Annotated in this window: 24 protein-coding genes; 12 read left to right on the forward strand and 12 right to left on the reverse strand. The window is 32.9% G+C overall.

Annotated features, from left to right (window positions below):
- The first annotated feature begins 66 nt into the window (after positions 1-66).
- From ACKTSU_RS05645 to ACKTSU_RS05655, 3 genes are read left to right on the forward strand one after another with little or no spacing between them, the layout of a single operon-like run.
- On the forward strand, positions 67-564 hold the full coding sequence (locus tag ACKTSU_RS05645; RefSeq protein ID WP_408035394.1) for a YkgJ family cysteine cluster protein: 498 nt from the start codon (positions 67-69) through the stop codon (positions 562-564).
- Between the two features lie 55 nt (positions 565-619).
- Positions 620-1,453 (forward strand): sterol desaturase family protein, encoded by an 834-nt coding sequence (locus ACKTSU_RS05650; protein WP_408035395.1) that lies wholly within the window; start codon positions 620-622, stop codon positions 1,451-1,453.
- Between the two features lie 49 nt (positions 1,454-1,502).
- Positions 1,503-2,342, forward strand: coding sequence for a thioredoxin family protein (locus tag ACKTSU_RS05655; RefSeq protein ID WP_408035396.1), 840 nt, complete (start codon positions 1,503-1,505; stop codon positions 2,340-2,342).
- A 17-nt stretch (positions 2,343-2,359) separates the two neighbouring features.
- Here the strand turns inward: ACKTSU_RS05655 and ACKTSU_RS05660 are convergent, their stop codons facing one another.
- Entirely contained in the window at positions 2,360-2,941 is a 582-nt protein-coding gene (locus ACKTSU_RS05660; protein WP_408035397.1) for an adenylosuccinate lyase, read from the reverse strand.
- A gap of 45 nt (positions 2,942-2,986) precedes the next feature.
- On the opposite strand from ACKTSU_RS05660, the gene ACKTSU_RS05665 reads away from it, so the two are divergent.
- From ACKTSU_RS05665 to ACKTSU_RS05675, 3 genes are all read left to right on the forward strand, one after another.
- Positions 2,987-3,694, forward strand: coding sequence for a toxin-antitoxin system YwqK family antitoxin (locus tag ACKTSU_RS05665; protein ID WP_408035398.1), 708 nt, complete (start codon positions 2,987-2,989; stop codon positions 3,692-3,694).
- Between the two features lie 153 nt (positions 3,695-3,847).
- Positions 3,848-5,035 carry a tRNA 2-thiouridine(34) synthase MnmA gene (gene mnmA, locus ACKTSU_RS05670; protein ID WP_408035399.1) on the forward strand — a complete coding sequence of 396 codons (1,188 nt, stop codon included), beginning with the start codon at positions 3,848-3,850 and terminating at the stop codon, positions 5,033-5,035.
- An 88-nt stretch (positions 5,036-5,123) separates the two neighbouring features.
- A complete protein-coding gene (locus tag ACKTSU_RS05675) occupies positions 5,124-6,062 on the forward strand; it encodes an NAD(P)H-dependent flavin oxidoreductase (RefSeq protein ID WP_408035400.1) in 939 nt (312 codons plus the stop codon).
- 119 nt (positions 6,063-6,181) lie between these two features.
- On the opposite strand, the gene ACKTSU_RS05680 is transcribed toward ACKTSU_RS05675, so the two are convergent.
- From ACKTSU_RS05680 to hutI, 3 genes are all read right to left on the reverse strand, one after another.
- The gene (locus tag ACKTSU_RS05680; protein ID WP_408035401.1) at positions 6,182-7,192 is read right to left on the reverse strand and encodes a formimidoylglutamase; all 1,011 of its coding nucleotides are present in this window, start codon (positions 7,190-7,192) and stop codon (positions 6,182-6,184) included.
- A gap of 100 nt (positions 7,193-7,292) precedes the next feature.
- Positions 7,293-7,784, reverse strand: a complete 492-nt coding sequence (locus ACKTSU_RS05685; RefSeq protein ID WP_408035403.1) for a hypothetical protein — start codon at positions 7,782-7,784, stop codon at positions 7,293-7,295.
- A 306-nt stretch (positions 7,785-8,090) separates the two neighbouring features.
- A complete protein-coding gene (gene hutI / locus ACKTSU_RS05690; protein ID WP_408035405.1) occupies positions 8,091-9,323 on the reverse strand; it encodes an imidazolonepropionase in 1,233 nt (410 codons plus the stop codon).
- A gap of 49 nt (positions 9,324-9,372) precedes the next feature.
- On the opposite strand from hutI, the gene ACKTSU_RS05695 reads away from it, so the two are divergent.
- Positions 9,373-9,801, forward strand: a complete 429-nt coding sequence (locus ACKTSU_RS05695; RefSeq protein WP_408035407.1) for a DUF3995 domain-containing protein — start codon at positions 9,373-9,375, stop codon at positions 9,799-9,801.
- Between the two features lie 146 nt (positions 9,802-9,947).
- On the opposite strand, the gene ACKTSU_RS05700 is transcribed toward ACKTSU_RS05695, so the two are convergent.
- Both ACKTSU_RS05700 and ACKTSU_RS05705 read right to left on the reverse strand, forming a co-directional pair.
- On the reverse strand, positions 9,948-10,421 hold the full coding sequence (locus ACKTSU_RS05700; protein WP_408035408.1) for a hypothetical protein: 474 nt from the start codon (positions 10,419-10,421) through the stop codon (positions 9,948-9,950).
- A gap of 134 nt (positions 10,422-10,555) precedes the next feature.
- Entirely contained in the window at positions 10,556-11,551 is a 996-nt protein-coding gene (locus tag ACKTSU_RS05705) for a dienelactone hydrolase family protein (RefSeq protein ID WP_408035409.1), read from the reverse strand.
- A gap of 129 nt (positions 11,552-11,680) precedes the next feature.
- Between ACKTSU_RS05705 and ACKTSU_RS05710 the strand changes: the two genes are divergently transcribed.
- Positions 11,681-11,896 carry an SHOCT domain-containing protein gene (locus ACKTSU_RS05710; RefSeq protein ID WP_408035410.1) on the forward strand — a complete coding sequence of 72 codons (216 nt, stop codon included), beginning with the start codon at positions 11,681-11,683 and terminating at the stop codon, positions 11,894-11,896.
- A gap of 43 nt (positions 11,897-11,939) precedes the next feature.
- On the opposite strand, the gene ACKTSU_RS05715 is transcribed toward ACKTSU_RS05710, so the two are convergent.
- Positions 11,940-12,413, reverse strand: coding sequence for a nucleoside deaminase (locus tag ACKTSU_RS05715; RefSeq protein WP_408035411.1), 474 nt, complete (start codon positions 12,411-12,413; stop codon positions 11,940-11,942).
- 225 nt (positions 12,414-12,638) lie between these two features.
- On the opposite strand from ACKTSU_RS05715, the gene ACKTSU_RS05720 reads away from it, so the two are divergent.
- Entirely contained in the window at positions 12,639-14,138 is a 1,500-nt protein-coding gene (locus tag ACKTSU_RS05720; protein ID WP_408035412.1) for a hypothetical protein, read from the forward strand.
- A 104-nt stretch (positions 14,139-14,242) separates the two neighbouring features.
- On the opposite strand, the gene fumC is transcribed toward ACKTSU_RS05720, so the two are convergent.
- Complete coding sequence (gene fumC / locus ACKTSU_RS05725) at positions 14,243-15,643, reverse strand: class II fumarate hydratase (protein WP_408035413.1); 1,401 nt, start codon at positions 15,641-15,643, stop codon at positions 14,243-14,245.
- Between the two features lie 146 nt (positions 15,644-15,789).
- Here fumC and ACKTSU_RS05730 point away from each other — a divergent pair, with 146 nt between their 5' ends.
- Positions 15,790-15,966 (forward strand): hypothetical protein, encoded by a 177-nt coding sequence (locus ACKTSU_RS05730; protein WP_028891109.1) that lies wholly within the window; start codon positions 15,790-15,792, stop codon positions 15,964-15,966.
- Positions 15,967-16,124: 158 nt separating this feature from the next.
- On the opposite strand, the gene ACKTSU_RS05735 is transcribed toward ACKTSU_RS05730, so the two are convergent.
- The 3 genes from ACKTSU_RS05735 to ACKTSU_RS05745 all read right to left on the reverse strand — a co-directional run bounded on the left by ACKTSU_RS05735 (position 16,125) and on the right by ACKTSU_RS05745 (position 22,444).
- Entirely contained in the window at positions 16,125-18,560 is a 2,436-nt protein-coding gene (locus ACKTSU_RS05735; RefSeq protein ID WP_408035414.1) for a TonB-dependent receptor domain-containing protein, read from the reverse strand.
- A 203-nt stretch (positions 18,561-18,763) separates the two neighbouring features.
- A complete protein-coding gene (gene yidC / locus ACKTSU_RS05740; protein ID WP_408035415.1) occupies positions 18,764-20,635 on the reverse strand; it encodes a membrane protein insertase YidC in 1,872 nt (623 codons plus the stop codon).
- A gap of 195 nt (positions 20,636-20,830) precedes the next feature.
- On the reverse strand, positions 20,831-22,444 hold the full coding sequence (locus tag ACKTSU_RS05745; RefSeq protein WP_408035417.1) for a CTP synthase: 1,614 nt from the start codon (positions 22,442-22,444) through the stop codon (positions 20,831-20,833).
- 232 nt (positions 22,445-22,676) lie between these two features.
- Between ACKTSU_RS05745 and rpmH the strand changes: the two genes are divergently transcribed.
- Positions 22,677-22,838, forward strand: coding sequence for a 50S ribosomal protein L34 (gene rpmH / locus ACKTSU_RS05750; RefSeq protein WP_028891113.1), 162 nt, complete (start codon positions 22,677-22,679; stop codon positions 22,836-22,838).
- A gap of 102 nt (positions 22,839-22,940) precedes the next feature.
- Complete coding sequence (carB, locus tag ACKTSU_RS05755; RefSeq protein WP_408035419.1) at positions 22,941-25,793, forward strand: carbamoyl-phosphate synthase large subunit; 2,853 nt, start codon at positions 22,941-22,943, stop codon at positions 25,791-25,793.
- 110 nt (positions 25,794-25,903) lie between these two features.
- On the opposite strand, the gene ACKTSU_RS05760 is transcribed toward carB, so the two are convergent.
- The gene (locus ACKTSU_RS05760) at positions 25,904-26,596 is read right to left on the reverse strand and encodes a cyclase family protein (protein ID WP_408035421.1); all 693 of its coding nucleotides are present in this window, start codon (positions 26,594-26,596) and stop codon (positions 25,904-25,906) included.

The raw sequence follows: 26,596 nt of genomic DNA on the forward strand, positions 1-26,596 counted from the left end.
TTTCACCCATGATTTTTTGAAGCACTTCTATAGCATACTTCAATACTGCTTTTGTACCTTTGCGGTATGGATAAAGACCTAGAAAACTTATCGAAATTAGCGAATGACGCTTTACAAGAAAATAAGAAGTATTTTCAAAAGTTAAAAAAGCGTACACCAAAGCGTTTAGATTTATTAATGCAAGAGTTGCATGATGAAGAATTTGAGCGTACTGATTGTTTAGCATGTGCTAATTGTTGTAAAACGACATCACCTATTTTTACAGAAAAAGATATAGAGCGCATTGCAAAGCACTTTAAAATGAAGGTGGTTGATTTTACTAAGCAGTATTTAAGAAGAGATGAAGACAATTTTATGGTGTTACAATCTGCTCCTTGTACTTTTTTAGACGAGTCTGATAATACATGTTTTATTTATGATGTGCGCCCGAAAGCCTGCTCGGAATATCCACATACCAATCGCAAGAAATTTATTCAGTTAGCTGATTTGACGATTAAAAACACAGAGGTTTGTCCTGCTACTTATAGGATTGTAGAAGAACTTAAAAAAAGGTTGCCTCAGTAAAGTAGAAAGGAAGAAAATCATATATTTTTTCTATTTTTAGAGAAAATATATCATTGTGGAAACCCTTATACATTATTTTGAAACAATTCCTTCTAGTCATAGAAGTATTATTTTAGTAGGTGGAATTGCTTTTTTTTGGCTACTAGAAGGTGCTGTACCGTTATTCAATTTTAAATATAATAAATGGAAGCATGCATGGCCTAATTTGTTTTTTACTGCAACTACGGTAATTGTCAATTTCGTTTTGGCTTTTTTATTACTAAAAACAGCCGATTGGGTACAAGCAACTAATTTTGGCTTGATTAATTTGTTACCAGAAATGCCGTTGTGGTTGTATGTGTTATTAGGGGTATTGTTTTTAGATTTCTTCGGAGCTTATCTAGCACATTTGGTAGAGCATAAAGTAAAACCTTTGTGGATGGTACACTTGGTACATCATTCAGATCATAAGGTAGACACTACCACTGCAAACCGACATCACCCGATAGAGAGCGTTATCCGTTTTACATTTACTTTGCTAGGCGTTTTTTTAGTAGGAACCCCAATAGGTATAATTATGTTGTATCAATCAATGTCATTGGTATTTACGCAATTAACACATGCTAATATTAAGATGCCAAAAAAATTAGATAAAGTATTAAGTTATGTAATTGTATCACCAGATATGCACAAAGTCCATCATCATAATTTTTTACCCTATACCGATTCTAACTATGGGAATATTTTTTCTATTTGGGATCGCTTATTAGGAACCTATATGGAACTAGATAGAGAAAAAATAGTGTATGGTGTAGATACCTTTCCCGATGAAGAAAAGAACTCTAGTTTAAAAGAGTTATTAAAGCAACCTTTTCAAGGGTACAGAAAACCTACGAATTTGGAAGAATAGTGAACTTTTTTTACTATTGCATAAAAATTAATGCTAAAAAATTGATATTATGAAAAAAATCATTCTTTCTATTGTGTTTTTCGTGGCTGTTATTCAACAGTCAAATGCTACTCAATGGATGACTTCTTTTGAAGATGCCAAAAAACTATCTATTGCTACCAATAAATTAATTGTAATTGATTTTTGGGCTACTTGGTGTAAACCTTGTATAAAAATGGAGTCTGATACATGGAATCAACCAGAAATACAAGAGCTTTTAAATGGATTCGTGCCTTTAAAAATTGATATTGATGTTTTTAGGAAGGTATCAAATAAATATTCAGCAAATAGAATTCCGTATGTATTAATTGTAGATGCTAATGGTGAGGTTATTTATAACGAAACAGGTTATAAAGATAAAAGCCAAATGTTAAAAGTATTGAAGAAGTTTACAATTAATACGTCTGCTCTTCAATCAGATTATGCAAGCTTTAATAAAGAGCCTAATGCAGAAGCTGCAATGTCTATAGCTGAGAAATATTATGATACATCTATTTATGTAAATGACGATGTAGAGAATGATTACATGAATTTAGCATCAAACTATTTACGAATGGTTAAAAAGCTTTCAACCAAAAAAGAGTATAAAGAAAAATACGAACAGAAAGTAGATTTGTTAGATGATGCTTATCGATTGCTATTAAGAGGAAAAAGCGAAAAAGTATTAGAGATTTTAAAAAATAAATTTAAAGAATCGGAAATAGCATCTGAAAATAAAGGACTATTTGATTTCATACATTTTGTAGCTTATAAAAAATTAGAAGATAAAGACAATGCCAAGTTGTGGTATGATAAATTAAAGACAGATAAAAATTATAAGTTTTATCTTTTAAAGTCAAGAAAAATATAAACAAAAAACGAGGTGTTTCACCTCGTTTTTTGTTTTTCAATCAACTCTAATATGTGTCTTCCTCTAGCTTTACAACCTTTACTTTCATGAATCACTTTAGTACGAATAACATGTTCCAATTCAGGATGTACCCAGTCTTTTTGTAAACCTAATAAGTATAAAGTATTCATGGTGTAAGCTTTAACTGCTATTTTCTGATTGGTAATTAACCAGTCAAATCCAGTTTCAATAATTAAATCTATATGTTTTTGAGTGAGTTGTTGCTGGACTTTATTTTCTGTCTTAGAAGTATGCGCAATAGCTAAGTGTTCACAAATTTTAGCACAAGGTCTTACAGCACTATCAAAGTGTACTTTGGAAATATTTTGAGTAAAAATTTCTAAATAAGGAAGAATATACTCAATTCCGTGGTGAGTGCAAATCCATTCCAATACCCAAGCAGCTTTGATGGATAGTTTATTATCGACATCAAAAGTAAATTCTACTAAGTTTTTTACTAGTATTGGATTTTGTAATACAATATTTGAAGCTTTTTCTCTGTTTATTCTAGCAGCAGTATCAACGTCATTTAAAACAGAAATTAAAAAATCAGCATTCATATTGGTATGGTTTATGTAAATTTGAATAGTAAAAGAAATAATAGCATGATAAATATAAACAGGATATTTTCAACAGCACTTCTATTGTCAGCATTTTTTATAAGCACTGCGCAGGCACAAAAAATAAATCAGTTAGATGCTAACGGGAAGAGAGATGGAGTTTGGAAAAAATATTATGACGAAGATAAAAACGATGTTCGATATACAGGACAATTCAAAAACGGTAAAGAAATAGGAACTTTTAAGTTTTATGAACCAAATTCTTATGGTGTTCCGTCTATGATTAAAGAGTTTTCAACAAAATCTGATAGTGCTTTTGTTCAATTTTTCACCCCAAAAGGAAAAGTGAAAACAGAAGGTTGGATGATAGGGAAAAAGCGAGTGGGTAAATGGACGTATTATTTTACTGATGGAAAATTATTTTCAGAAGAAGAATATGTGGATGGTAAGTTAGATGGAGTAGTAAAAAATTATTACAGAAACGGAAAACTAACCGAAGAAACCTATTATAAAGAAGGGAAAAAAAGCGGAATGTCTAAAATATTTACCGATTCAGGTATTATGATTGAAGAAGTTAATTATGTAGATGGAAAACTTGAAGGTGAAGGTAAATACTACGATTTAAAAGGAAACCTAAAAGAAAAAGGGATGTATAAAAACGGAAAAAGAGACGGTAAATGGGAGTTTTATATGGATGGAGAAGTCGTTACCGATAAAAGAAAAAGAACCGTACATTCAATACCCAAAAATTAACAGCTAGAGATAGTAGATACAAAATTAAGTTTATAAGAAATGATGATGGACTCAGGTATACTTGAGTCCATCAATTTTTATAATGATGCCATCAAATATTTCCATAATAAAAACATTTATTATTTCGTAAATTTGCAGCTTCAAAAGTACAAAATGAAAAGAGTAGTAGTAGGACTTTCAGGAGGTGTAGATAGTAGTGTAACAGCTTATTTACTAAAAGAACAAGGGTATGAAGTTATTGGGCTGTTTATGAAAAACTGGCACGATGACTCAGTAACTATTTCCGATGAATGTCCGTGGTTAGAAGATAGTAACGACGCAATGATTGTTGCTGAAAAATTAGGAATTCCTTTTCAAACGGTTGATTTAAGTGAGCAATACAAAGAACGTATTGTTGATTATATGTTTAACGAATACGAAAAAGGACGCACACCTAACCCTGATGTATTGTGTAATCGCGAAATTAAGTTTGATGTGTTTATGAATATCGCACTAAGTTTAGGAGCTGATTATGTAGCAACGGGACATTATTGTAGAAAAGCAGAAGAAATTATTGATGGAAAGCCTGTATATAAATTATTAGCAGGAAAGGATACCAATAAAGACCAGTCGTACTTTTTATGTCAGTTATCACAAGAACAATTATCAAAAGCATTGTTTCCAATAGGTGAGTTGACAAAACCTGAAGTTCGTGAAATAGCGAAAGAAGCCGATTTAATTACTGCCGATAAAAAAGATAGTCAAGGATTATGTTTTATCGGAAAAGTAAGACTTCCTGATTTCTTACAGCAAAAATTACAGCCTAAAGAAGGAGAAATAATTCAAATTCCTACAGATTTTGAACAGTACAATCGTACAACTCCTCAATTTGAGAATAAAGAAGCTGAGTTAGCTTACTTTTCTACACAGTTTTCTTACAACAAAGAAGATGGAAAAGTTGTAGGTAAGCATCAAGGAGCGCATTATTTTACAAAAGGTCAACGTAAAGGTTTAGCAGTTGGAGGAACTAAAGAACCGTTATTTGTTATCGAAACAGATGTAAATACCAACATTATTTATACAGGAGAAGGAAAAAATCACCAAGGCTTGTATCGAAGTGTATTGTTTGTGTCAAATGAAGAATTGCACTGGGTACGTGAAGATTTAGCATTACAAACTGGTGAAACGATGGAAGTAGAAGCACGTATTCGTTATCGTCAACCTTTGGAAAAAGCAACGTTACATAAAGTAGAAAAAGGCTTGTATGTTGAGTTCGAAAATCCTCAATCTGCTATTCAAGAAGGACAATTTGTGGCTTGGTATCAAAATGAAGAGTTGTTGGGCTCGGGAGTGATTTCGTAATCTTTCAATCTAAGTAAAATATAAAATAAAACCTCGATTTTCTCGAGGTTTTTTTGTGCTTCCTAGCTAATGATTGTACATTTACGAGATGCAAAATAAAATTACTAAACTATTTAATATACAGTATCCAATCGTTCAAGGTGGAATGATTTGGGTTTCAGGATGGAGACTAGCTTCAGCAGTATCTAATGCAGGCGGATTAGGATTAATCGGAGCAGGTTCTATGTATCCTGATGTATTACGAGAACATATTCAAAAATGTAAAAAAGCAACTGATAAACCTTTTGGAGTAAACGTACCAATGTTATATCCTGATATTGAAAAAATTATGGATATCATTGTTGAAGAAGGTGTAAAAATTGTATTTACTTCTGCAGGAAATCCGAAAACCTGGACTTCTTTTTTAAAGGAAAAAGGAATTACTGTAGTGCATGTAGTAAGTTCTGTGAAATTTGCTTTAAAAGTGGAAGCTGCTGGAGTTGATGCTGTAGTTTGTGAAGGTTTTGAAGCAGGAGGTCATAACGGACGAGAAGAAACCACAACATTTACGTTAATTCCGATGGTAAAAGAACAAGTGAAAATTCCAGTAATAGCGGCAGGAGGAATCGGATCGGGTAGAGGTATGTTAGCAGCGATGGTATTAGGAGCAGATGGAGTACAAATAGGAAGCCGTTTTGCTGCAACTGTAGAATCGTCAGCACATGAAAACTTCAAGAAAACAATTGTAAATGTAAAAGATGGTGACACGCATTTAACATTGAAAGAATTAGCGCCTGTTCGCTTGGTAAAAAATAAATTCTATCAAGAAATACAAGAATTATATCAACAAAACCCAACGATAGAAGATTTAAGAGAGTTATTAGGACGTGCTCGTGCTAAACGAGGAATGTTTGAAGGAAATTTAGATGATGGTGAGCTAGAAATTGGACAAGTAGCAGGATTGATTCACGAAATTAAACCAGCGAAAGAAGTGCTGGATGCTATAATTGCTGAATATGAGCAAGTAAAAAAAGAGCAATTGTTTTAATCGCAGGACGATTGTCAAAAAAAAGAAATTCGTCATTCCGAACGAGGTACGAGGAGGAATCTTAAAATTGAGAAATAAACATTCTTAAGATTTCTCTCTTCGTTCGAAATGACAACTTTTTATGAATTACTTTTAGCCTTTATAAAATCAGAAATTAGATAGCTGATATATTTTCCAACTTGTCCGTTAGCAATTTCATCTTTAACTACTGCGGGAGCACCTTCACAAACATGCAGATATGAGGCGTTTTGTAGTTTCCCAAAATAATGTGTAAACCTACGTGCTTGCTGTGGTGTAAATCCACTCGGAGTCATTGCACTACTTGGGAAATGTTGAATACAATCCAAGTCTATTTCAATACCAAAAGGCTGCTCTTGAATAAAGTTTTTAGCGCGTTGTAATTCTCCATCAAAAGAAGTAGATTGATAGACTTCTAGTTCTTCAAAAGTATTGTATTCTAGGTTTAAACTGTCATGAATCATTTCAAAAATATACTGAGGTGTATAGTTTTCATGCAACCCGAACATAAAGTAATTTTGAATAAAACCTTCTTGTAAGGCGTACGAAAACCCGTTACCACTATGACGTTTTTCTAAACGACGTAAATCGGTATGCGCATCTAGGTTAATTACATTTACAGGTTGATTTTTCCCTTCAGAAAGCCCTTTAATATTTCCGTAAGCATTGTTATGTCCACCCCCAATGATAATAGGAATTTTACCACTTTCAACAATTGTTTTGATAAGTTTAGAAAGCTCTTGATCTATTGCTTTTACTAATAAATCACCTTTTTCTCTATCAGAAGCATCAAAACTATATACATCATCCAAACAATCTAAATATCCTAAAACTAGGATGTTATTTCCGTCAATAAACTGATTCTGCTGTGTATTTAAAAATGCTTTTAAAGCAGGAACAAAAGCAGTATGTGCGCCTCCATTTCCGCCATTCATACGAACACCAATATCTTCTGGAACTCCTAAAATAACAAAAGTTGCAGTTGAGTTTTCAAGAGCTAATTGTAGTTCTTTTTTAGAGTCGATTACAGCAACGCACTGTCCTAATTTTGTTTCGCCTTCACGAGGGGTTACAAACTCTTGTATGTCTTTTTCGTTGAATATTGTTAGCATATTATTGTATTGTCATTCCTGCGTAGGCAGGATTTTTTTTGTTAGTTATACCAGTTTTTAGTTAAAGCTAGCAATTTTTTATATACGATGTTTGAAGTAGTTATTCAATTCTTTTTAATAATCTATAATATATAACATTCCCATTTCCATCGTCCAAAGTCATCATTAAATTCCCCTTTTTAAGAAAGTCATTAATATCAATAGCGAATAAATTCACTCCCCATAGTTCTCGATAATTTTTAATTTCTTTATTGTCAATGGTTAAAAATTGTCCTTCCAGTTTATAGTTAGGTGTCATTTCAGATGGTAAAACACCAAATGTTTTCTTTAAGTCTTCTACAGAATAGTCATAATCTGTATCAGACATCATTGAGTAAATTTTACCATTTTCATAAAATGCAAACCATTGATATTTTTGAGGCCAAGGGTTTTCTTGATTTAGTTTATCCTCATTAGGAAGTTCAACTTTTTTCCAAAAACCGATAAGTTCAGGAAGTTTTGGTGGTCCACCTGCTTCTGACTTGTTTTCTTGAGCGAATAATGAGAATGAAATAAAGCTTAGTAAAATTAATATTATGTTTTTTTTTCTCATTTTTAATCTTGATTTGTAATGTTAAGCCCTTTTTGTTTAAGGCTTGTTGTGTTTTAATTACTATTAACACCAATATATAAATACCTTCTTTTTGTAAATATAATATTGATGATTGGTTTTATGCAACTTAATATCCTATAAGAGATTCTTGCCTAGGCAGGAATGACAAGCTTTGTTAAAATGTCATTTCGAACTGAAGTGTAACGAAAGGAGAAATCTCAAGAATGTTTGTAAATCACCTTAATGAGATTTAGCTTCGTTGAACCTTAGGGTTTCTTGTTATCACTCGGAATGACAAGGTATAATTTACAGCTCTTTTCCGTTGATGTACACTGAATCGATTAAATTACTTCCGAAGGAATACGGTAAAAATCCATACGAAGGAATTTCTTTGGTAAGAATTAAATTCGCTTTTTTTCCTTTGGTAATACTTCCAACTTCATCAGATAGGTTCATCGCATATGCTCCGTTAATCGTTGCTGCATTAATCGCTTCTTCAGGAGTCATTTTCATTTTAATACAAGCCGTTGCTACGACAAAATTCATGTTACCAGAAGGCGTTGAACCCGGGTTGTAATCAGTAGCTAAAGCAAGAGGTAATCCTGCATTGATAATATCGCGAGCAGGCGTGTACGGAATACTTAAAAAATATGAACACGATGGTAATGCCACAGGCATAGTTTGTGTTCCTTTCAACGCTTCAATATCTTCTGTATTCATTACTTCTAAATGATCTACCGACAACGCATTGTGTTTTATACTTACCTGAACTCCACCAATGGTAGTAAACTGATTTACGTGTACTTTTGGTACCAATCCATATTGTTGTGCCGCAGTTAAAATTCTATCGGTATCTTCTACCGAGAAATAACCAGTTTCACAGAAAGCATCTACAAAATCTGCTAAATTTTCTTCAGCAACCTTAGGCAACATTTCTTCAATAATTAAATTGATATAGCCTTCTTTGTTGTTTTTATATTCGGTAGGGAAAGCATGTGCTCCTAAAAAAGTAGCTTTGATAGGAATATTGTAGTTTTCGCGTAGTTTTTTAATAACACGTAACATTTTTAACTCAGCATCAACAGTTAAACCATATCCTGATTTTATTTCAACTGCTCCCGTACCTAAAGCAATCACTTCCTCCAATCGTTTTGCCGATTGTTGGTATAGTTCTTCTTCTGAAGTTTCTTGTAATTTCTTGGCAGAATTTACAATACCACCACCACGATTGGCAATTTCTTCATAACTCAAACCGTTAATTCTATCCACAAACTCTTGTTCACGATTGCCAGCATATACAATGTGTGTATGCGAATCGCACCAAGTAGGTAACATCATTTTACCAGTACAATCTACAGTTTTATCAGCAGAAGTAGGGGCTTTTTTCATACTACCATAATCGATAATAACATCGTTTTTAACCAATAAAAAAGCGTTTTTTATGGTAGGTAAAATGTTCATCGCAGCTCCTGATACTTTTTTGGTATCTGTTTCTCTGATTTGGATTAATTCTTTGATGTTTATGAATAAAGTTGTCATGTTAAATGCTTAAATTTGTTAGACAAACTTACGGTAAAAACTACAATTTATGGTACATTTTTTAGGAGTGATTTGTGTTTTAATTCTCTTTTTTATCTCGTTAATTCACGTTTATTGGGCTTTTGGCGGAACTTTATGGGTAGATGCAGTAATACCAACCAAAACAGCAAATGAAAAAGCAGTGAATCCGCCTAAACTACTAACGTTTTTGGTAGCTATAGTTATCAGTGGTTTTGCAGTAGTGTATGCAGAAAAAATACAGCTTTTTACGTTAAGCTCAATTCCCACATGGCTACAAGATTATGGACTTTATGTCGTGGCTAGCATTTTTCTTATTAGAGCTATAGGCGATTTTAACTATGTCGGTTTTTTTAAGAAAGTTACAACAACAGAGTTTGCTATAAACGATACCAAGTATTTTTCTCCACTGTGTTTGTTTTTAGGCGTGGTTGGGTTGTTGATAGTGTTTTTGGGATAATTTAGTTTGGTAACGGTTTGGCTATGATTTCGGCGTAGATAAATCCGCAGGATTTGTCCGCAGAGAAATTAGCTTAAATATATGTTTTTACTTTCAAATTTTTACTATTGCCACGCTGAATTATAGCCGGTGTTACCTGCTGGCTTTTATTTTTTCGTTCCAGGTTTTATTTCAAAATTACTGTTCAAATGGTATTTCCAGTCGTCGGTAAATTCCAAATAATATTTTCCGTCTTCTGTGGTCAGAATTAATCCTTCCCAACCTCCAGCAATATTAAATTCCTCCCAATTCTCAATAAAGTCAGTTGTTTTAACACGAACAATTGGGTCGTCTCCAGAAAGCCAAGTCAAGAGCGTTTTATAGTCAGATATTGGACTTTTTTTTAGCCAATTTTTAATTTCCGTCTCATTATTCTCATAATCGAAGAAGAATTGAAAATGGTTATCCGTTAAATTCCAATCAATTGTTGAGTGGTCATCGTCCCAACTTTTTCCGCCAACTTTAATTCCAAGTTGTTTTAATAAGTTCTCAAATCCACCGTTTCCACATTCTTGTCCGTATGATTCAAGAAAAGTCAGATGTTCATGAAGAAAATGCTTTTTGTTATTTATGATGCTCATTTTTCAGCTTGCAGGTAACTTGTTATATGTCAAACTTTATTTGTTTTATCCCGACAATAACATGGGATATAATGAAGTTTAGCAATTTTTATTCTCCCAAATATAAAAAAATAACATGAGAAGGAATGTAGCTTTTATTTTTCGTTAACCCAGTTTAAAAAATCTTTAAAAACAGTGTCCCAATGTTTTTCATATTTTCCATTTTCTAATTTTTTTCCAAAACCATGATCTAAACCTGGATAAACCTTGAAAGTCAGGTTGTTTTTTTGGTTTCTAATAAATTCTATTGGAATTAAGTAAGCAGATTCAAGTGCTACAGCTTGGTCATTTGTTCCAATAGTAACAAATAAAGGCTTTGAAATTTTTAATAAATTATCAATAGGAGGTTCAGAAAAAGAACTCCATCTTTTGTAGCTGTTATTTTTACCTGCCCAAAATTTGTCTATGGCATTTGGATCTGACATTATTTTTTTGAAATCTTCTAAAGTAGAATTTATTTCTTTTAGCGCTTCTTCTTCACTAAGTAATCCTTTAGTTACCTCTCTTCTAATAAACGTAATAAAGTCAATAAACTGTGTGTTTCCTCCTCCAGACCAATATCCAAAATGAGTTATGCTTGTATTTGCGGTTCCTAATTTAGCAACGACATCACTTCCTTCTGAGTGTCCAAGAGCAATAATCTTTTTGAATTTATTAGGGTAGTTCTTGGTTATATTGTTAATTACTTCATTCGCTTGGTAAGTTCTATATGCTAGTGTTTGGTTCTCATAATATGATTTTGGAATAAGGAAGTCTTCGTCCATTTTAGTTAAGAAAGGAAAGCCTTTTTTAGATATAACAACAAATAGGTAATTATCGGGTAATAGATTAAAATCAAGAGGTAATGTCGTACCAACATACGTTTTTCCATTTTTTTCCATTGTTTGGTATAAGGACATTGCTTTTGAACCTTGAATATATAATAGAAGAGTATTTGTTGTTTCAATGCCTTTTTTAGAGTACGTATGATAGTTAATAGTATCGTTATGTGTTATTACAGAATGATGCTTAAAAGTCTTTAAGTCTTTTGTTCTTTGGCTGAAGGATGTAGAACAAATGTATAGCGATACAAGTATTGCAAATAGTTTCATATTAATCTTTTTTAATTTTTTATACCATAAAAGACTGAAAAGAAAAAAGGATGTTGCAAAAATTATACTTTCTTGGTTTTCAGTTTGATAATTTTGTAACTTAGTGTGGGTTTATAAAAACTAATAGTTATGCATTATCATGATGGACATTTTTGGGGTATGCACTTTGCTTGGTGGATTGTTTGGATAGTAATAGGAATATTCTTTTTCTTGTTTTACAGTTCTTCATTTCAAGTAACAAAGAAAGAGACGCCATTAGAGATTCTTAAAAGACGTTTTGCAGAAGGCGAAATTACGAAGGAAGAATACGAAGAAGCTAAAAAAGTACTTACTTCAAAAAAGTAGCTAAAAAAAATCCCCTTGTAAAAATACAAAGGGAATTTACTTTTTAATATTCTATTTTATCTTCTTTCTCAGACCATTTCTGAAAAGGTTCTAAGGCTATATTACGTCCAATTTGCTCAAACGGAATACTTCTTTTTTCGTATGGTAATGGAATTTCTTTGTATATAAATTCATCATCAAAACCAATATTAGCAGCATCTTGCTGGTTGCTTCCGTAAAAAACTTTATCAGGACGTGCCCAATAAATAGCGCCTAAACACATAGGACAAGGTTCGCAAGAGGTATATACAATACATCCATCTAATTGAAAAGAACCTATGTTTTGACAAGCATCACGAATGGCTGTTACTTCTGCGTGTGCAGTTGGGTCGTTGGTAGAAGTAACCTTATTGTTTCCTCTTCCGATGATTTTTCCATCTTTAACAACAATACAACCAAAAGGTCCTCCTTCGTTGTTCTGCATTCCTTTTAAAGCAGCTTTTACAGCTTCGCTCATATATTCTTCGTGTGTATTCATTGTTTAATTTTTTATAAAAAAAAGGAATACAAAGCTAAGTCTTTTCTTTCATTTATGAAGTAACGCACAATTTTAATTGTAGATAGGTTTTATTAAAAAAGTAAAAAGACACTCGATCTTTAAAAAGAGTATGTTGTAACTATAATTAGATAACTCATGACATCTTTTTTAACATTTAAGCAGGATTTATATAACTTGTTATTTAAAATCAAAAACTAATCAATCATGAAATTAACATCAAAGTTTATTTTAAACACACTACTTGTAATGAGCATTGTGTTTTTTAATTCTTGTAAGAAAAATGAAAAAGAAGCTGAAAAAAAAGTTGAAGAAGTAGCTTATAATAAAACAGCACCCCAAAGTTTATGTGAAAATGATTGGTTCCCTCACTCACAAACACCAGCCCCAGAAGAAGGAAAAGGAAGTCCGTTTGATGTATCGAGTACAACCAATGCAATTTTTCATCAATGGTCTTGGCAAAAGTTTTTATGGCTAACCAAACCAGAATATCAAATAGAAAAATTACTAGTAAAACAAGAAGGAAAAGATGTTCCGTTATACGTAAGAGAAACGTTACCATTGTTTTTAAATCCGAAGAAAATGCATCAAGTAACAGCTCATATGCAAGATGTAAAACAAAAGAAAGGAGCTGCTTTGGTATTGATAGATACTGCTCAGGCGGGATCAGGAGGTACGTTAAAGACAAATCCCGCTTATAACGAAGATGGGGTTTCAGAAACAGTGTTTTACTCAATTCATATAAGTCCTACAATGAGAGAAGCATCAAGAAAGTATAGAGATTCAATTGTTAAAGGAAAGCTAAGTGAAGATAATCAAGCTTCTTTTCCTGTAGGAGCTTTAGAGCTAAAAGTATCATGGACACCAGTGAGTGCAATTGCTGAAGAAGAACTAAAAAATTATTATACTACAGTAGCAGCATTAAGTAGAGACGGAAAAACATATACCAATACAGAAGTAGCTTTACTAGGAATGCATGTTGTAGGAATTGTAGAGAATCATCCAGAATTTATTTGGGCTACATTTGAACATGATGATTTAGCGCCAAACTATAATTGGAAAGACAGTAACGCAATTTCTACATCAGATAAATTATTATTTGCGGAAGGTACTACCACAGGAATTGATGGAATTGTATGGAGTAACGGTAATGCAAAGTTACCTTACAAAGCATACGATTTATTTCAGTATGGAGTTCCAAGAGATAGTGTAGGGAACTTTATGAAAACAAGTCAATCAGAGCCTATAAACTTTGATAATATTGAAAATATTAATGCTTGTGTAAAGCAGAATTTAGATGATGTTTGGAAAAATTATTTTTATAATGGTTCTCTTTGGATTGATACTGATGGGCTGACTCCTGAAGAGCAAACAGCTACAATAAATAGTTTAGGAGGTAACATAGGAAATGCGACACCTGATAGTACTTCAGTGGCAAGAGGATCAGTAAACTGTGCAAATGTTACTATGGAAACGTATACACAAACTTTTAAAAGTAGTTTAAAAGATATTGACGCTGCTAACCTAGCAAACTGCTTTAGCTGTCACAATGCTGTAAATTTTTCAACAAATAAGAAATCACCACTATATATAAGCCATGTTTTTAATGCTTACTTATTAAGAGGGGAAGGAAAAACATTTAATGAAGTAGAAGCTATTAAGGCAAAACAAGAAGTAGAAGACTTTATGAGAAATAGTTTAAAGTAGAGTTTTTAGATTGACTTTACAAAAAAGCCTCCTCAGTTTGTTAAATTACTGGGGAGGCTTCATTAGTTATAGAGTTTTATAAAATCTTCTCTAGTAATAAGAGCTTATTTTAAACTTCCAATCATATCTTCTGGTTTAACCCATTCGTCATATTGTTCTGGAGTTACATATCCTAAACGTACTGCTTCTTCTTTTAAAGTAGTTCCGTTAGCGTGTGCTGTATTTGCGATTTCAGCAGCTTTGTAATATCCAATTTTAGTGTTTAATGCCGTAACTAACATTAACGAGTTGTTTAATAACTCAGTAATTCTTGTTTGGTTTGGTTCAATACCAGCAGCACAGTTTACATCAAATGATACACAAGCATCTCCAATTAATTGAGCTGATTGTAATACGTTAGCAGCCATCATAGGTTTGAATACGTTTAACTCGTAGTGACCTTGCGTACCACCAACAGTTACTGCAACGTCGTTACCCATAACTTGTGCACAAACCATAGTCATAGCTTCTGCTTGTGTAGGGTTTACTTTTCCTGGCATAATAGAAGATCCAGGTTCGTTAGCAGGAATGATGATTTCTCCAATTCCAGAACGTGGTCCTGAAGCCATTAAACGAATGTCATTGGCTATTTTATTTAAAGAAACTGCTAATTGTTTTAACGCTCCGTGTGTTTCAACTAAAGCATCGTGAGCAGCTAAAGCTTCAAATTTATTTTCAGCAGTTATAAATGGTAATCCTGTAAACTCAGCAATGTATTTAGCAACTAACACATCGTAACCAGCAGGAGTGTTTAATCCTGTTCCAACAGCAGTTCCTCCTAAAGCTAATTGTGCTAAATGCGCTAAGGTGTTTTTTAAAGCGTTTAATCCGAAGTTTAATTGCGCTACATATCCAGAAAACTCTTGTCCTAAGGTTAGGGGAGTAGCATCCATTAAGTGTGTACGTCCAATTTTTACAACATCTTTAAAAGCTTCTGCTTTTGCTTGTAACGTATCGCGTAATTGCTCAACACCCGGAATGGTTACTTCTACAACTTTTTTGTAAGCAGCAATGTGCATACCTGTTGGGAAGGTATCGTTAGATGATTGCGATTTGTTTACATCGTCGTTCGGTTGGATAGTTTTTTCACCTTCACCAATTACTTTTCCAGCAATTTCATGAGCACGGTTTGCTATAACCTCGTTAACGTTCATGTTACTTTGTGTACCAGAACCTGTTTGCCAAATTACTAAAGGAAATTGATCATCATGCTTTCCTTCTAAAATTTCATCACATACTTGTGCAATTAAATCACGTTTTTCAGCAGCTAAAACACCTAACTCTGCGTTAGTGTAAGCAGCAGCTTTTTTTAAGTATGCAAATCCGTATACTACTTCTAAAGGCATAGAGGCAGCGGGACCAATTTTAAAATTGTTACGAGAACGCTCAGTTTGTGCTCCCCAATATTTATCAGCAGGTACTTCTACCTGTCCCATAGTGTCTTTCTCAATTCTATATTTTGTCATTATGAAATGATTTAAAATGCTAAAAATTAATGATGTCCAAAATTACAAATTCTTATAGTTTTTACGAGTGATTTTTATTAGATTTTATTGGAAGAAAAGAAAAATAGTTATAATTTTGTGGCATAACAATTATTAACAAGAAACAAATGTTAGATTTTTCAGAATTCTCAGGATTAGTATTATTCATGTTTATTTTTACAGCTGGATTTTGGCTGTTAATTTTCTTATTAACATTTGTAGTTCCTTACTGGATTGGTGGAACTATCTGGGAAAACATGAAATTAAAAAGAGAAGCTAAAAGAGCTGCCGAAGAAGGTAAGTAATCTTTAGATACAATAAATACAATATTTAGACCACGCCTTTTAGCGTGGTTTTTTTGTGCTTTTATTAAACTAGAAATAAGTTTTTAAAACTAAGTTTTTAAAACAAAAAAGAGAGCTGATTGTTCAGTTCTCTTTTTTTATTGTGTTTGAATGAAGTATTAAAATCCTTCACCGCCACCATCGTAATCTCCGTTTCGTTCAGGACGTTCACGTTTTTTCTTTTGATTAAAACGGTAGGTGAAACTTAACGTTATTTGACGTTCTCTCCACTGAAATTCTTGGTATGATCTTACATCTTCAGTATTGGTATAGCCTTTTCTTTTACGTTCGTTAAATAAGTCACTAACATTTAAGACTATAGAAGCCTTTTCTTTAAAAATGTCTTTGCTAAAAGCTAAGTTTGTTACAAAAATACCTTCTCTACTTCCTTGTGCATCATCTTGAGGACCACGATACATTAATCGTGTTTGCCAATCGATTTTTGCAGGTAAGGTAATTCTAGAATTAAAACGAGCAAACCAACTACTACTATTAACTTCGGGTAATGTTTTTGTTTCTGTTACTGTATTACCAGTATCAGCGTCTATATAAGAAAAAGAGTAATCAAAAGCATCAGTATTAAACTTAAAATAGTTAAAGGTTGCTGATAAACGTGCCCATTTAGCAGGATTATAGTTAGTGGTTAATTCAAAACCGTAACGATTTTCATCATTTAAGTTTAAGAATTGACGAACAAATACGTTTCCGTTATCTCTAGTTTCTACTCTTGATACAGGTCTAATTAAATCTGTTGAAAATTGATAATATAAAGATGAGTTTAAAGTAATTTTACTAACTCGTGTAGTATATCCTAAATCAAAAGAACTAGTGTAAGCAGGATTTAAATCAGGGTTTCCTTTAAAAACATTAGTGCTAGAACTTCTAGTTTCAAAAGGGTTTAAAAACCAGTGACGTGGTCTTTGTAATCTACGAGCATACCCTAAAGTTAAATTATCAGTTTCGTTAAATTCATACCCTAAATTAACGGTTGGAAACCATTCAGTGTAGTTTTTGTCAGAAAAGTCTCCAGTATTTAAAACTTTTAAATCTATATCTGTGTATTCAGCACGTAACCCTAAAAGGTAAGAGAATTTATCTATTTTACTACCATATTGAGCATAGTAGGCATAAATATATTGTTTAAAATCAATAGCGTTTGAAGGATCAAACTCAAAAGGTTGCCCATTTGCATCACGTACTTTAAAATCAGAAGTTAGATCTTGTAAATCAGCTTTATGTCCTAATTCTAACTGGCTTTTTTCACCAAAAGGTAATACATAATCTATTTGTAATAATCTGTTCTTAGATTTAGTGATTTGATTATTTCTTTCAGTTAAAACAGAATTGTTTGTAATGTTAGCATATTCATCTTCTTCGTTTTCGCTATACTGTAAGTCGATGATTAATTTTTGACCTTTGTCATCTATATTGTTCGTATAGTTTAATGAATATTGGGTATCGACATCATCTTCTGTTTCAAACTCAATTCTTTCAGAACTCCTGATAAGAGATTCATCTGGAGCATAAGTACGGGTGTTGTTGGTTGCGATATCTTCTCCATCATTATTTCTATAGAAAACAGTACCTGTAATAGAGCTTTTATCATTTAAATAGTATTCTAGTCCAAAAGAACCATTAAAGTTTTTATTTTTTCTATCAAAAACTCTTTTTTCTGTACTTAAACTATCGATTACACCATCAGATAAATAAGTGAAGTCACTAAAAGAATTTCCTGGACCTTTTCTGTATGAATACCCTAGGTTAGAAAAGATATTAAATTTTTTTGTACGGTAGTTTAAGTTACTACTTACTTGATATAAGTCAGGATCTCCTACTGAGAAGTTTACAGATCCGTTAAATCCTGTAATTTTTCCTTTTCTAAGAATAATATTTAAAATACCTGCAGTACCCTCAGCATCATATCGAGCAGAAGGAGAGGTGATTACTTCTACTTTTTCTATAGCGTCAGCAGGAAGATTTCTTAAAGCATCTGTACCGCTTAAACCAACTAAAGCAGAAGGTTTTCCATCAATTAAAATACGAACATTTTCATTTCCTCGTAAGCTTACAGCTCCCTCAGCATCTACGTTTACAGAAGGGACGTTATCTAGCACATCAGAAGCATTACCTCCTTTAACAGTCATATCTTTACCAACATTGTAAATCTTTTTATCTAATCGTATTTCTACGGTCGACTTTTCTGCAATAATTTCAACTTCATCTAAGGTTTCGGTATCTTCTGAAAGAGAAATTACACCTAAGTTTTTATTTTCGGTTAGCGTGTGGTTTCCTAAGTTTTTAGATTTAAAACCAATAAATTCAACTTTTACAGCATAAGTACCCGATGAAGCATCTATAGAAAAGTTTCCATTAGCATCAGTTACTCCTCCAACAACTTGTTGATTGCTAGTGTTTGTTAGAACTAAAGTTGCATACTCTAGTGGTTGTTTTGAGTTGGTTTCAACAACTTTTCCTGTTAAAGTAATTTTTGAACTACGTTGGGCAAAAGTTGTAAAACTAATTAGTAAAATAATAAGTAAGGTAAATTTCTTCATTACGTTGATTTATAAAGCTTGTTTGACCGCAAATTTGCCGAAAGGTTTAATGGTGTTTAGTTAAAAGAATGTTAAATCAGAAATGGAAGTAAAAAAGAAGAAATTAACAGCGAAAAATAGAAAGGATAAAAATGAAAAACCAACTTTTTCATCGATTAGAAAAAGTTGGTTTTTTAAAATTGAATTACCTAAAGTTAGGCAGTTTATTTTTTCTTACCACGTTGTTGTGCAGCTTGTTGTTCTTGAGCTTGCTTCATCGCAGCGTCTAAACGCTCACGGAATTTACTTTTTTTAACAGGCTTCTTTTTGTTTTCTTCAATTTGAGCGTGAATTTTATCTTCATCAATTACGTAGTTTTTAATAATAAACATAATTGCAATAGTTAACAAGTTAGAAATGAAATAGTATAAACTTAATCCACTTGCATAGTTGTTAAAGAAGAATAACATCATGATAGGAGAGAAGTAGATCATCCATTTCATCATTTTGCTCATATCTGGCATTCCTTCTTGAGTTGGAGCCTGCATATTAGCTTGTTGACTTTGGTTCATTTTCATATAGAAGAAAATTGCCACAGATGCTAAAATTGGGAATAAACTTACATGATCTCCATAAAATGGAATCTTAAAAGGAAGTTGAAAAACCGTATCATAAGAAGATAAATCAGTAGCCCATAAGAATCCTTTTTGTCTAAATTCGATATTCGTAGGGAAGAATTTAAATAAAGCAAAAAACACTGGCATTTGCATTAATGCAGGAATACAACCAGACATCATGTTAACTCCAGCTTTTCGCTGTACCGCCATTATTTCTTGCTGACGCTTCATAGCGTTTTCTTTACCTGGGTACTTTTTGTTAATTTCTTCCATTTCTGGACGAATCACCTTCATCTTAGCACTAGATAAATATGATTTGTATAATACAGGAGACATTAGAATACGTACAACAATCGTCATTAAAATGATGATTAATCCGTAGTTACCAATAAATCCTTTTAACATGTTAAATACAGGATAGAATACTGTACGGTTTAAGAAACCGAAGATTCCCCAACCTAAATCAGCGATTTCGTCAAGGCTTGTTCCTTCGTAAGATTTTAATAAATTATAATCTGTTGGTCCGTAAAACCATTGCATGTTATAATTTAATTCCCCGTTAGTTAAAGCTAAAGGAGCTTTTATTCCGTAGGTTTTAGTATAAATGCTATCTACATCTTCGCCAGCAAAATCAACAGATTTTAACATAGCATTGTTTAAAGGAGTCTCTGAAGTTAATACAGATGAAAAGAAGTGTTGTTTAAACGCAACCCAGTCTATATCATTAATCACTTCATTATCGTTCATTTGTAAGTAATCTACTTCATCATCAGCTTTATAATAGTAGTAAGAATACATGTTTTCGGTTTTTAAACTCTTTTCATGTCTAAAACCTTTTAAGTTCCAATCTAAGTTGATTTCTTGAGAACTGTTGATAACATTACTCAAACCTTGTGAACGAACAGCGAAATCTACACGGTAATCACCTTCCTTCATTTCATAACGGTACTCTAAGAATTTATCTTCAGCAACCTTTAACTTCATAGAAAGTACTTGAGTATCTCCATTTTTAGTAAGGGAAGGAGTGAATAGTAAATCTTTGGTGTTTAAAATTCGGTTGTCAGTAGTACCGAAATTGATGTTGAACGATGCGTTTTTATCTTTAACTAAGTATAAAGGTAACGAATCGTACGTTTTATAGTTTTTAATTAAAGCTTCAATGATTTGTCCACCTTTGTTATCTACCGTTAACTTAACAAGATTGTTTTCAATAGTGGTACTACCTTCTTTAGTTGTTGAAGCACCATAAGCAAAGGCTCCAAACTTATTTTGTAAAGCAATTTGCTGTAACGAATCGTTTAAAACGGTGTTTTCAGTTAAGTTGTTCTGAACGTTTTCGGTAGCGTTAGTGGTTTGTTCTTTTTGAGTAGTGGCTTCAGGAGTTTCGTCTGGTTTTTGGGTATTCATCCACCAAAGCATAATTCCTCCTAATAAAAGCATTCCGATAAAGGAATTTAAATCAAATTTTTTTTGTTCCATTGATATATGTTAAAATGTCAACTTGTCACTTAAAGTTTTCCTAGTTGTCTGAAAAACCCGACAAAGGTAGTAAAACCCCAAAGATTATCAGAGGATTTACAATGATTAATTTTGTTAAGAATAGTAGTTCAAACAGTATTCCAATTTTATTGAGAAATAAAAAATCCTGTAATTTTGGTTACAGGATTTTTGAAATTATTTTTTAGAGTGTTTTAAAGCGGCTTTGATAAAATTCACAAATAAAGGATGTGGATTTAATACCGTACTCTTATATTCTGGATGATATTGAACACCAACAAACCATGGGTGAGAGTCGATCTCAACAATTTCTACCAATCCAGTTTTAGGATTGACACCCGCAGTTTTCATTCCTGCTGCTTCTAATTGTTCTTTATATTCGTTGTTGTATTCGTATCTGTGACGGTGACGTTCACTGATTAATTCTTCTTTATATGCTTGAAAAACTTTAGAATCATGTGTTAATTGACAGTCCCAAGCGCCTAAACGCATTGTTCCACCTTTTTCAGTAACATCTTTTTGCTCTTCCATTAAGTTAATAACAGGATGTGCAACTTTAGGATCCATTTCGGTAGAGTTAGCATCTTTTAAGTTTAATACGTTACGAGCAAACTCAATAACTGCCATTTGCATACCTAAACAAATTCCTAAAAACGGAATGTTGTTTTCACGTACATATTGTACTGCTGCAATTTTTCCTTCAATTCCTCTATCACCAAATCCTGGGGCTACTAAAACACCGTCTACACCTTCTAATTGTTGTATCGCACTTTCGGGAGTTAATTCTTCTGAGTGAATCCAACGAACGTTAACTTTGGTTTTATTGGCAGCACCCGCGTGAATAAATGCTTCGGTAATTGATTTATAAGAGTCGTGTAACTCTACATATTTTCCTACTAAACCAATTTCAATAGTAGAAGTAGGGTTTTTATGACGCTCTAAAAAACGGTTCCAAGCAGTTAACTTAGGTTGTTTACGAGTAGATAAACGTAATTTGTCTAAAACAACATAGTCTAATCCTTCTTTAAACATTAAGTTAGGAACATCGTAAATAGTTTCAGCATCTAACGATTGAATTACGTTTTGTTTTTTAACATTACAGAATAATGCCAGTTTACGTTTAATGTCATCAGAAATTTCATGTTCTGAACGACACACTAAAATATCAGGGCTAACACCACTTTGCATTAACATTTTTACAGAGTGTTGTGTAGGTTTTGTCTTTAATTCACCAGCAGCAGCCAAATAAGGCACTAATGTTAAGTGAACAACTACAGCATTGTCTTCACCTAAATCCCACTGTAATTGACGAACAGCTTCAATATAAGGTAATGATTCAATATCACCCACAGTTCCTCCAATTTCAGTAATAACGATGTCAAAATCACCAGTATTTCCTAAAATTTGAACTCTGTTCTTAATTTCATCTGTAATATGAGGAATTACCTGTACAGTTTTTCCTAAAAATTCTCCTTTACGTTCTTTATTAATTACAGATTGATAAATTCTACCTGTAGTTACGTTGTTTGCTTGTGAAGTAGGAATGTTTAAGTAACGCTCGTAGTGTCCTAAATCTAAATCGGTTTCGGCACCATCATCAGTAACATAACATTCTCCATGTTCGTATGGATTTAATGTTCCTGGATCAATATTAATATATGGATCTAATTTTTGAATAGTTACAGAGTATCCTCTTTCTTGTAATAATTTAGCTAAAGAAGCGGCTATAATTCCTTTTCCTAGTGATGAAGTTACGCCTCCAGTTACAAAAACGTATTTTGTGTTGTTCATGGTGTTGTTAGGTTTGCGCAAAAGTAAGAAGTCTGGCAATTACAGCAAATAAAAAAAGAGAAAAAAGATAGTTTGAGTTTTAGTATTTTTGCCAAACCTACTTTTTTTGAAAAAAAATAAAAATAGGGTTTGCCAGACTGAAAAACTGTTGTATATTTGCCCACGCTTTTAGCAGACGGAATTTCACAAAAAGCAAAACATTATTTAAAGAAGATATTTAAGATATACTGTAATGAGTAAAAGAACGTACCAACCATCGAAAAGAAAAAGAAGAAACAAACACGGTTTCCGCGAAAGAATGGCTTCTGCTAATGGACGTAAAGTATTAGCTAGAAGAAGAGCAAAGGGAAGAAAAAAGTTGTCTGTTTCATCTGAATCAAGACCAAAGAAATAATGATTAACTATTGTTAATATTTAAAGGCGTTACTAATAAGTATCGCCTTTTTTTATAACCAAACAATTTTTATTTTTACACCACAACACAACACGAACTAAAATGCCTAAAAGACAAGACCTTAAATCGATTTTAATTATTGGATCAGGACCAATTGTTATTGGTCAAGCATGTGAATTTGACTATTCAGGATCACAAGCATTAAGATCGTTGAGAGAAGATGGAATTGAAACTATCTTAATTAATTCGAACCCTGCAACGATTATGACAGACCCATCAATGGCTGATCATGTATACTTGTTGCCGCTTAATACAAAGTCGATTGTTCAAATTTTAAAAGAACATCCGCAAATTGATGCTGTTTTACCTACAATGGGAGGGCAAACAGCCTTAAACCTTTGTATTGAAGCTGATGAAAAAGGAATTTGGAAAGATTTTGACGTAGAGATTATTGGAGTAGATATTGACGCAATTAATATTACGGAAGATAGAGATAAGTTCCGTTTATTAATGGAAGAAATTGGAGTGCCAATGGCGCCTCAAGCTACAGCTACTTCATTCTTAAAAGGAAAAGAAATAGCACAAGAGTTTGGTTTTCCATTATGTATTAGAGCTTCGTTTACTTTAGGAGGAGCAGGAGCTTCTATCGTTTATAATGAAGAAGAGTTTGAAGAATTATTATCAAGAGGATTAGAGATTTCTCCAATCCACGAGGTAATGATTGATAAAGCAATGATGGGGTGGAAGGAGTACGAGTTAGAGTTATTACGTGATGATAACGATAATGTTGTAATTATCTGTTCTATTGAAAACATGGATCCTATGGGAATCCATACAGGAGATTCTATTACAGTAGCTCCAGCCATGACGCTTTCGGATAAAACATTCCAAAAAATGCGTGACATGGCAATTAAAATGATGCGTTCTATTGGTGAGTTTGCAGGAGGATGTAACGTTCAGTTTGCGGTTTCACCAGACGAGAAAGAAGATATTATTGCAATTGAAATTAACCCACGTGTATCTCGTTCATCTGCATTAGCATCAAAAGCAACTGGATATCCAATTGCAAAAATCGCAGCTAAACTAGCTACAGGATATACGTTAGATGAGTTAGATAACCAAATTACAAAGTCAACTTCAGCATTATTTGAACCAACATTAGACTATGTAATCGTAAAAATTCCTCGTTGGAATTTCGATAAATTTGAAGGATCTGACAGAACATTAGGATTACAAATGAAAGCGGTTGGAGAAGTAATGGGTATTGGACGTTCGTTCCAAGAAGCGTTACACAAAGCAACACAATCGTTAGAGATTAAGCGTAACGGAATAGGAGCAGACGGTAAAAGTTATAAAGATTACAACCAAATTAAAGACAAGTTAAAATATGCTTCTTGGGATCGTGTATTTGCTATTTATGACGCTATTCAAATAGGAATGCCGTTGAGTAAAATCCACGAAATCACTAAGATTGACATATGGTACTTACGTCAATATGAAGAGTTGTATATGTTAGAAAAAGAAATTTCTACTTATACAATTGATACACTTGATAGAGAATTGTTATTAGAAGCTAAACAAAAAGGATATGGTGACCGCCAAATCGCTCACATGTTAGGTTGTTTAGAAAGTGAAGTGTACAAAAAACGCGAAGAGTTAAAAATAAAACGTGTTTATAAATTAGTAGATACGTGTGCTGCGGAATTCAAGGCGCAAACTCCATATTACTATTCAACTTTCGAAAGTGAAATTGAAACTGCTAACGGAGAAGTTTCAGTATCAAACGAAAGTGTGGTTTCAGACAAGAAAAAAGTTATCGTTTTAGGATCAGGACCTAACCGAATTGGACAAGGAATTGAATTTGATTACTGTTGTGTTCATGGGGTATATGCAGCAAAAGAGTGTGGTTACGAAACCATTATGATTAACTGTAACCCAGAAACAGTTTCTACCGATTTTGATACGGCTGATAAGTTATACTTCGAGCCAGTTTTCTGGGAACACATCTACGATATTATCAAGCACGAGAAACCAGAAGGAGTTATCGTTCAGTTAGGAGGACAAACAGCCTTAAAATTAGCTGAGAAATTAGAGCGTTATGGAATTCCAATTATCGGAACAAGCTATAAAGCGTTAGATTTAGCGGAAGATAGAGGTAGTTTCTCAACATTATTAAAAGATAACAATATCCCTTACCCTGAGTTTGGAGTTGCAGAAAATGCAGACGAAGCTTTAGCGTTAGCAGATGAATTAGATTTCCCAATCTTAGTACGTCCATCATATGTATTAGGAGGTCAAGGAATGAAGATTGTAATCAATAAAGAGGAGTTATTAGAGCATGTCGTAGATTTATTACGTAAGATTCCTAATAACAAATTATTATTAGATCACTACTTAGAAGGAGCTATTGAAGCAGAAGCAGATGCTATTTGCGACGGTGAAAATGTGTACATCATCGGAATTATGGAGCACATTGAGCCTTGTGGAATTCACTCAGGAGATTCAAATGCAACTTTACCTGCGTTTAACTTAGGAGAGTTAGTATTAGAACAAATTAGAGAATACACAAAAACAATTGCTTTAGCACTGGATACGGTAGGATTAATCAACATTCAGTTTGCTATTAAAGATGATAAAGTATATATCATTGAAGCTAACCCGCGTGCATCTCGTACAGTTCCATTTATAGCAAAAGCATATAAAGAACCTTATGTAAACTACGCAACTAAGGTAATGTTAGGAGAGAAAAAAGTAACTGATTTTGATTTCAATCCACAATTAGAAGGATTTGCAATTAAGCAACCAGTATTCTCTTTCAATAAATTCCCTAATGTAAACAAGAAATTAGGACCAGAGATGAAGTCGACAGGAGAAAGTATCTTATTTATTGAAAGTTTAAGAGACGATCAGTTCTATGATTTATACGCAAGACGTAAAATGTATTTGAGTAAATAAATTTTAGAAATAAAATAAAAAAACCGAAGTCATAACAACTTCGGTTTTTTTATGATTCAATTTTATCTAATGTTTTGTAGAGTTTATAAAACTCGCTAATAAAAAATAGGTTACTCAAAAATAGCAACAGCTCTTACAGGAGAACCAGTTCCTCCCTTTATTTTTAGAGGTAAGGCTATAAAGCGGAATCTACCTCTACCTATTAATTTATCTAAATTAATCATATTTTCATAGTGTGTAAACCCCATATCACCACAAATGTGATGCACTTCTTTGTTAGAGATTTTAGGAATACCAGGAGACATTGTTTCTACACCAAAAGCTGCTATTTTTTGTTCACCTAACCAAGTAGCACATTCGGCAGTAATACCAGGTCCTTTTCCCCAGTTTTCTGTGTTAAAATGTTTAGCGTAATGGTTGGTACAAAAAAGAATAGTATCACCTTCTTTTATGTCGAGTTTTTCCTTTTGTAATTGTTCTTTAACTTCTTTAGAAGTTATTAATTCTTGTAAGTTTTTATGAGAAAAATCTAAACAAATACCTTCTGTATAAAACATAGAAAGTGGCATAGTGTCAATCGATTTTCCTTTATGTTTAGCTGCCATATGGTTTAAAGCATCGACATGAGTACCTGTATGCTCACCCATTTCCAGCTTATAAACAGCAGGAGTTAGAGTTGTAGGGTTTTCTATACCATCCCATTCTTCGTGAGTATTATGAACTGACATTTTAACTTGAGGAAGACTCTTGTAAACAGGCATTCCTTCAAAGATTTCTTGGCTTAAATCTATAATTTTAGGCAT

The organism is Tenacibaculum aestuarii (genome assembly GCF_964510395.1).
GTDB lineage: Bacteria > Bacteroidota > Bacteroidia > Flavobacteriales > Flavobacteriaceae > Polaribacter > Polaribacter aestuarii.

Coding starts and splice junctions, on each gene's coding strand:
- ACKTSU_RS05695 (WP_408035407.1), top strand. CDS start 9,373: ATGGTACATTTTTTAGGAGTGATTTGTGTTTTAATTCTCTTTTTTATC.
- ACKTSU_RS05715 (WP_408035411.1), bottom strand. CDS start 12,413: ATGAATACACACGAAGAATATATGAGCGAAGCTGTAAAAGCTGCTTTA.
- ACKTSU_RS05730 (WP_028891109.1), top strand. CDS start 15,790: ATGTTAGATTTTTCAGAATTCTCAGGATTAGTATTATTCATGTTTATT.
- ACKTSU_RS05705 (WP_408035409.1), bottom strand. CDS start 11,551: ATGAAACTATTTGCAATACTTGTATCGCTATACATTTGTTCTACATCC.
- ACKTSU_RS05655 (WP_408035396.1), top strand. CDS start 1,503: ATGAAAAAAATCATTCTTTCTATTGTGTTTTTCGTGGCTGTTATTCAA.
- ACKTSU_RS05675 (WP_408035400.1), top strand. CDS start 5,124: ATGCAAAATAAAATTACTAAACTATTTAATATACAGTATCCAATCGTT.
- ACKTSU_RS05735 (WP_408035414.1), bottom strand. CDS start 18,560: ATGAAGAAATTTACCTTACTTATTATTTTACTAATTAGTTTTACAACT.
- ACKTSU_RS05645 (WP_408035394.1), top strand. CDS start 67: ATGGATAAAGACCTAGAAAACTTATCGAAATTAGCGAATGACGCTTTA.
- ACKTSU_RS05720 (WP_408035412.1), top strand. CDS start 12,639: ATGAAATTAACATCAAAGTTTATTTTAAACACACTACTTGTAATGAGC.
- ACKTSU_RS05710 (WP_408035410.1), top strand. CDS start 11,681: ATGCATTATCATGATGGACATTTTTGGGGTATGCACTTTGCTTGGTGG.
- ACKTSU_RS05685 (WP_408035403.1), bottom strand. CDS start 7,784: ATGAGAAAAAAAAACATAATATTAATTTTACTAAGCTTTATTTCATTC.
- hutI (WP_408035405.1), bottom strand. CDS start 9,323: ATGACAACTTTATTCATAAACATCAAAGAATTAATCCAAATCAGAGAA.
- carB (WP_408035419.1), top strand. CDS start 22,941: ATGCCTAAAAGACAAGACCTTAAATCGATTTTAATTATTGGATCAGGA.
- ACKTSU_RS05680 (WP_408035401.1), bottom strand. CDS start 7,192: ATGCTAACAATATTCAACGAAAAAGACATACAAGAGTTTGTAACCCCT.
- ACKTSU_RS05660 (WP_408035397.1), bottom strand. CDS start 2,941: ATGAATGCTGATTTTTTAATTTCTGTTTTAAATGACGTTGATACTGCT.
- mnmA (WP_408035399.1), top strand. CDS start 3,848: ATGAAAAGAGTAGTAGTAGGACTTTCAGGAGGTGTAGATAGTAGTGTA.
- ACKTSU_RS05745 (WP_408035417.1), bottom strand. CDS start 22,444: ATGAACAACACAAAATACGTTTTTGTAACTGGAGGCGTAACTTCATCA.
- ACKTSU_RS05665 (WP_408035398.1), top strand. CDS start 2,987: ATGATAAATATAAACAGGATATTTTCAACAGCACTTCTATTGTCAGCA.
- ACKTSU_RS05700 (WP_408035408.1), bottom strand. CDS start 10,421: ATGAGCATCATAAATAACAAAAAGCATTTTCTTCATGAACATCTGACT.
- yidC (WP_408035415.1), bottom strand. CDS start 20,635: ATGGAACAAAAAAAATTTGATTTAAATTCCTTTATCGGAATGCTTTTA.
- rpmH (WP_028891113.1), top strand. CDS start 22,677: ATGAGTAAAAGAACGTACCAACCATCGAAAAGAAAAAGAAGAAACAAA.
- ACKTSU_RS05760 (WP_408035421.1), bottom strand. CDS start 26,596: ATGCCTAAAATTATAGATTTAAGCCAAGAAATCTTTGAAGGAATGCCT.
- fumC (WP_408035413.1), bottom strand. CDS start 15,643: ATGACAAAATATAGAATTGAGAAAGACACTATGGGACAGGTAGAAGTA.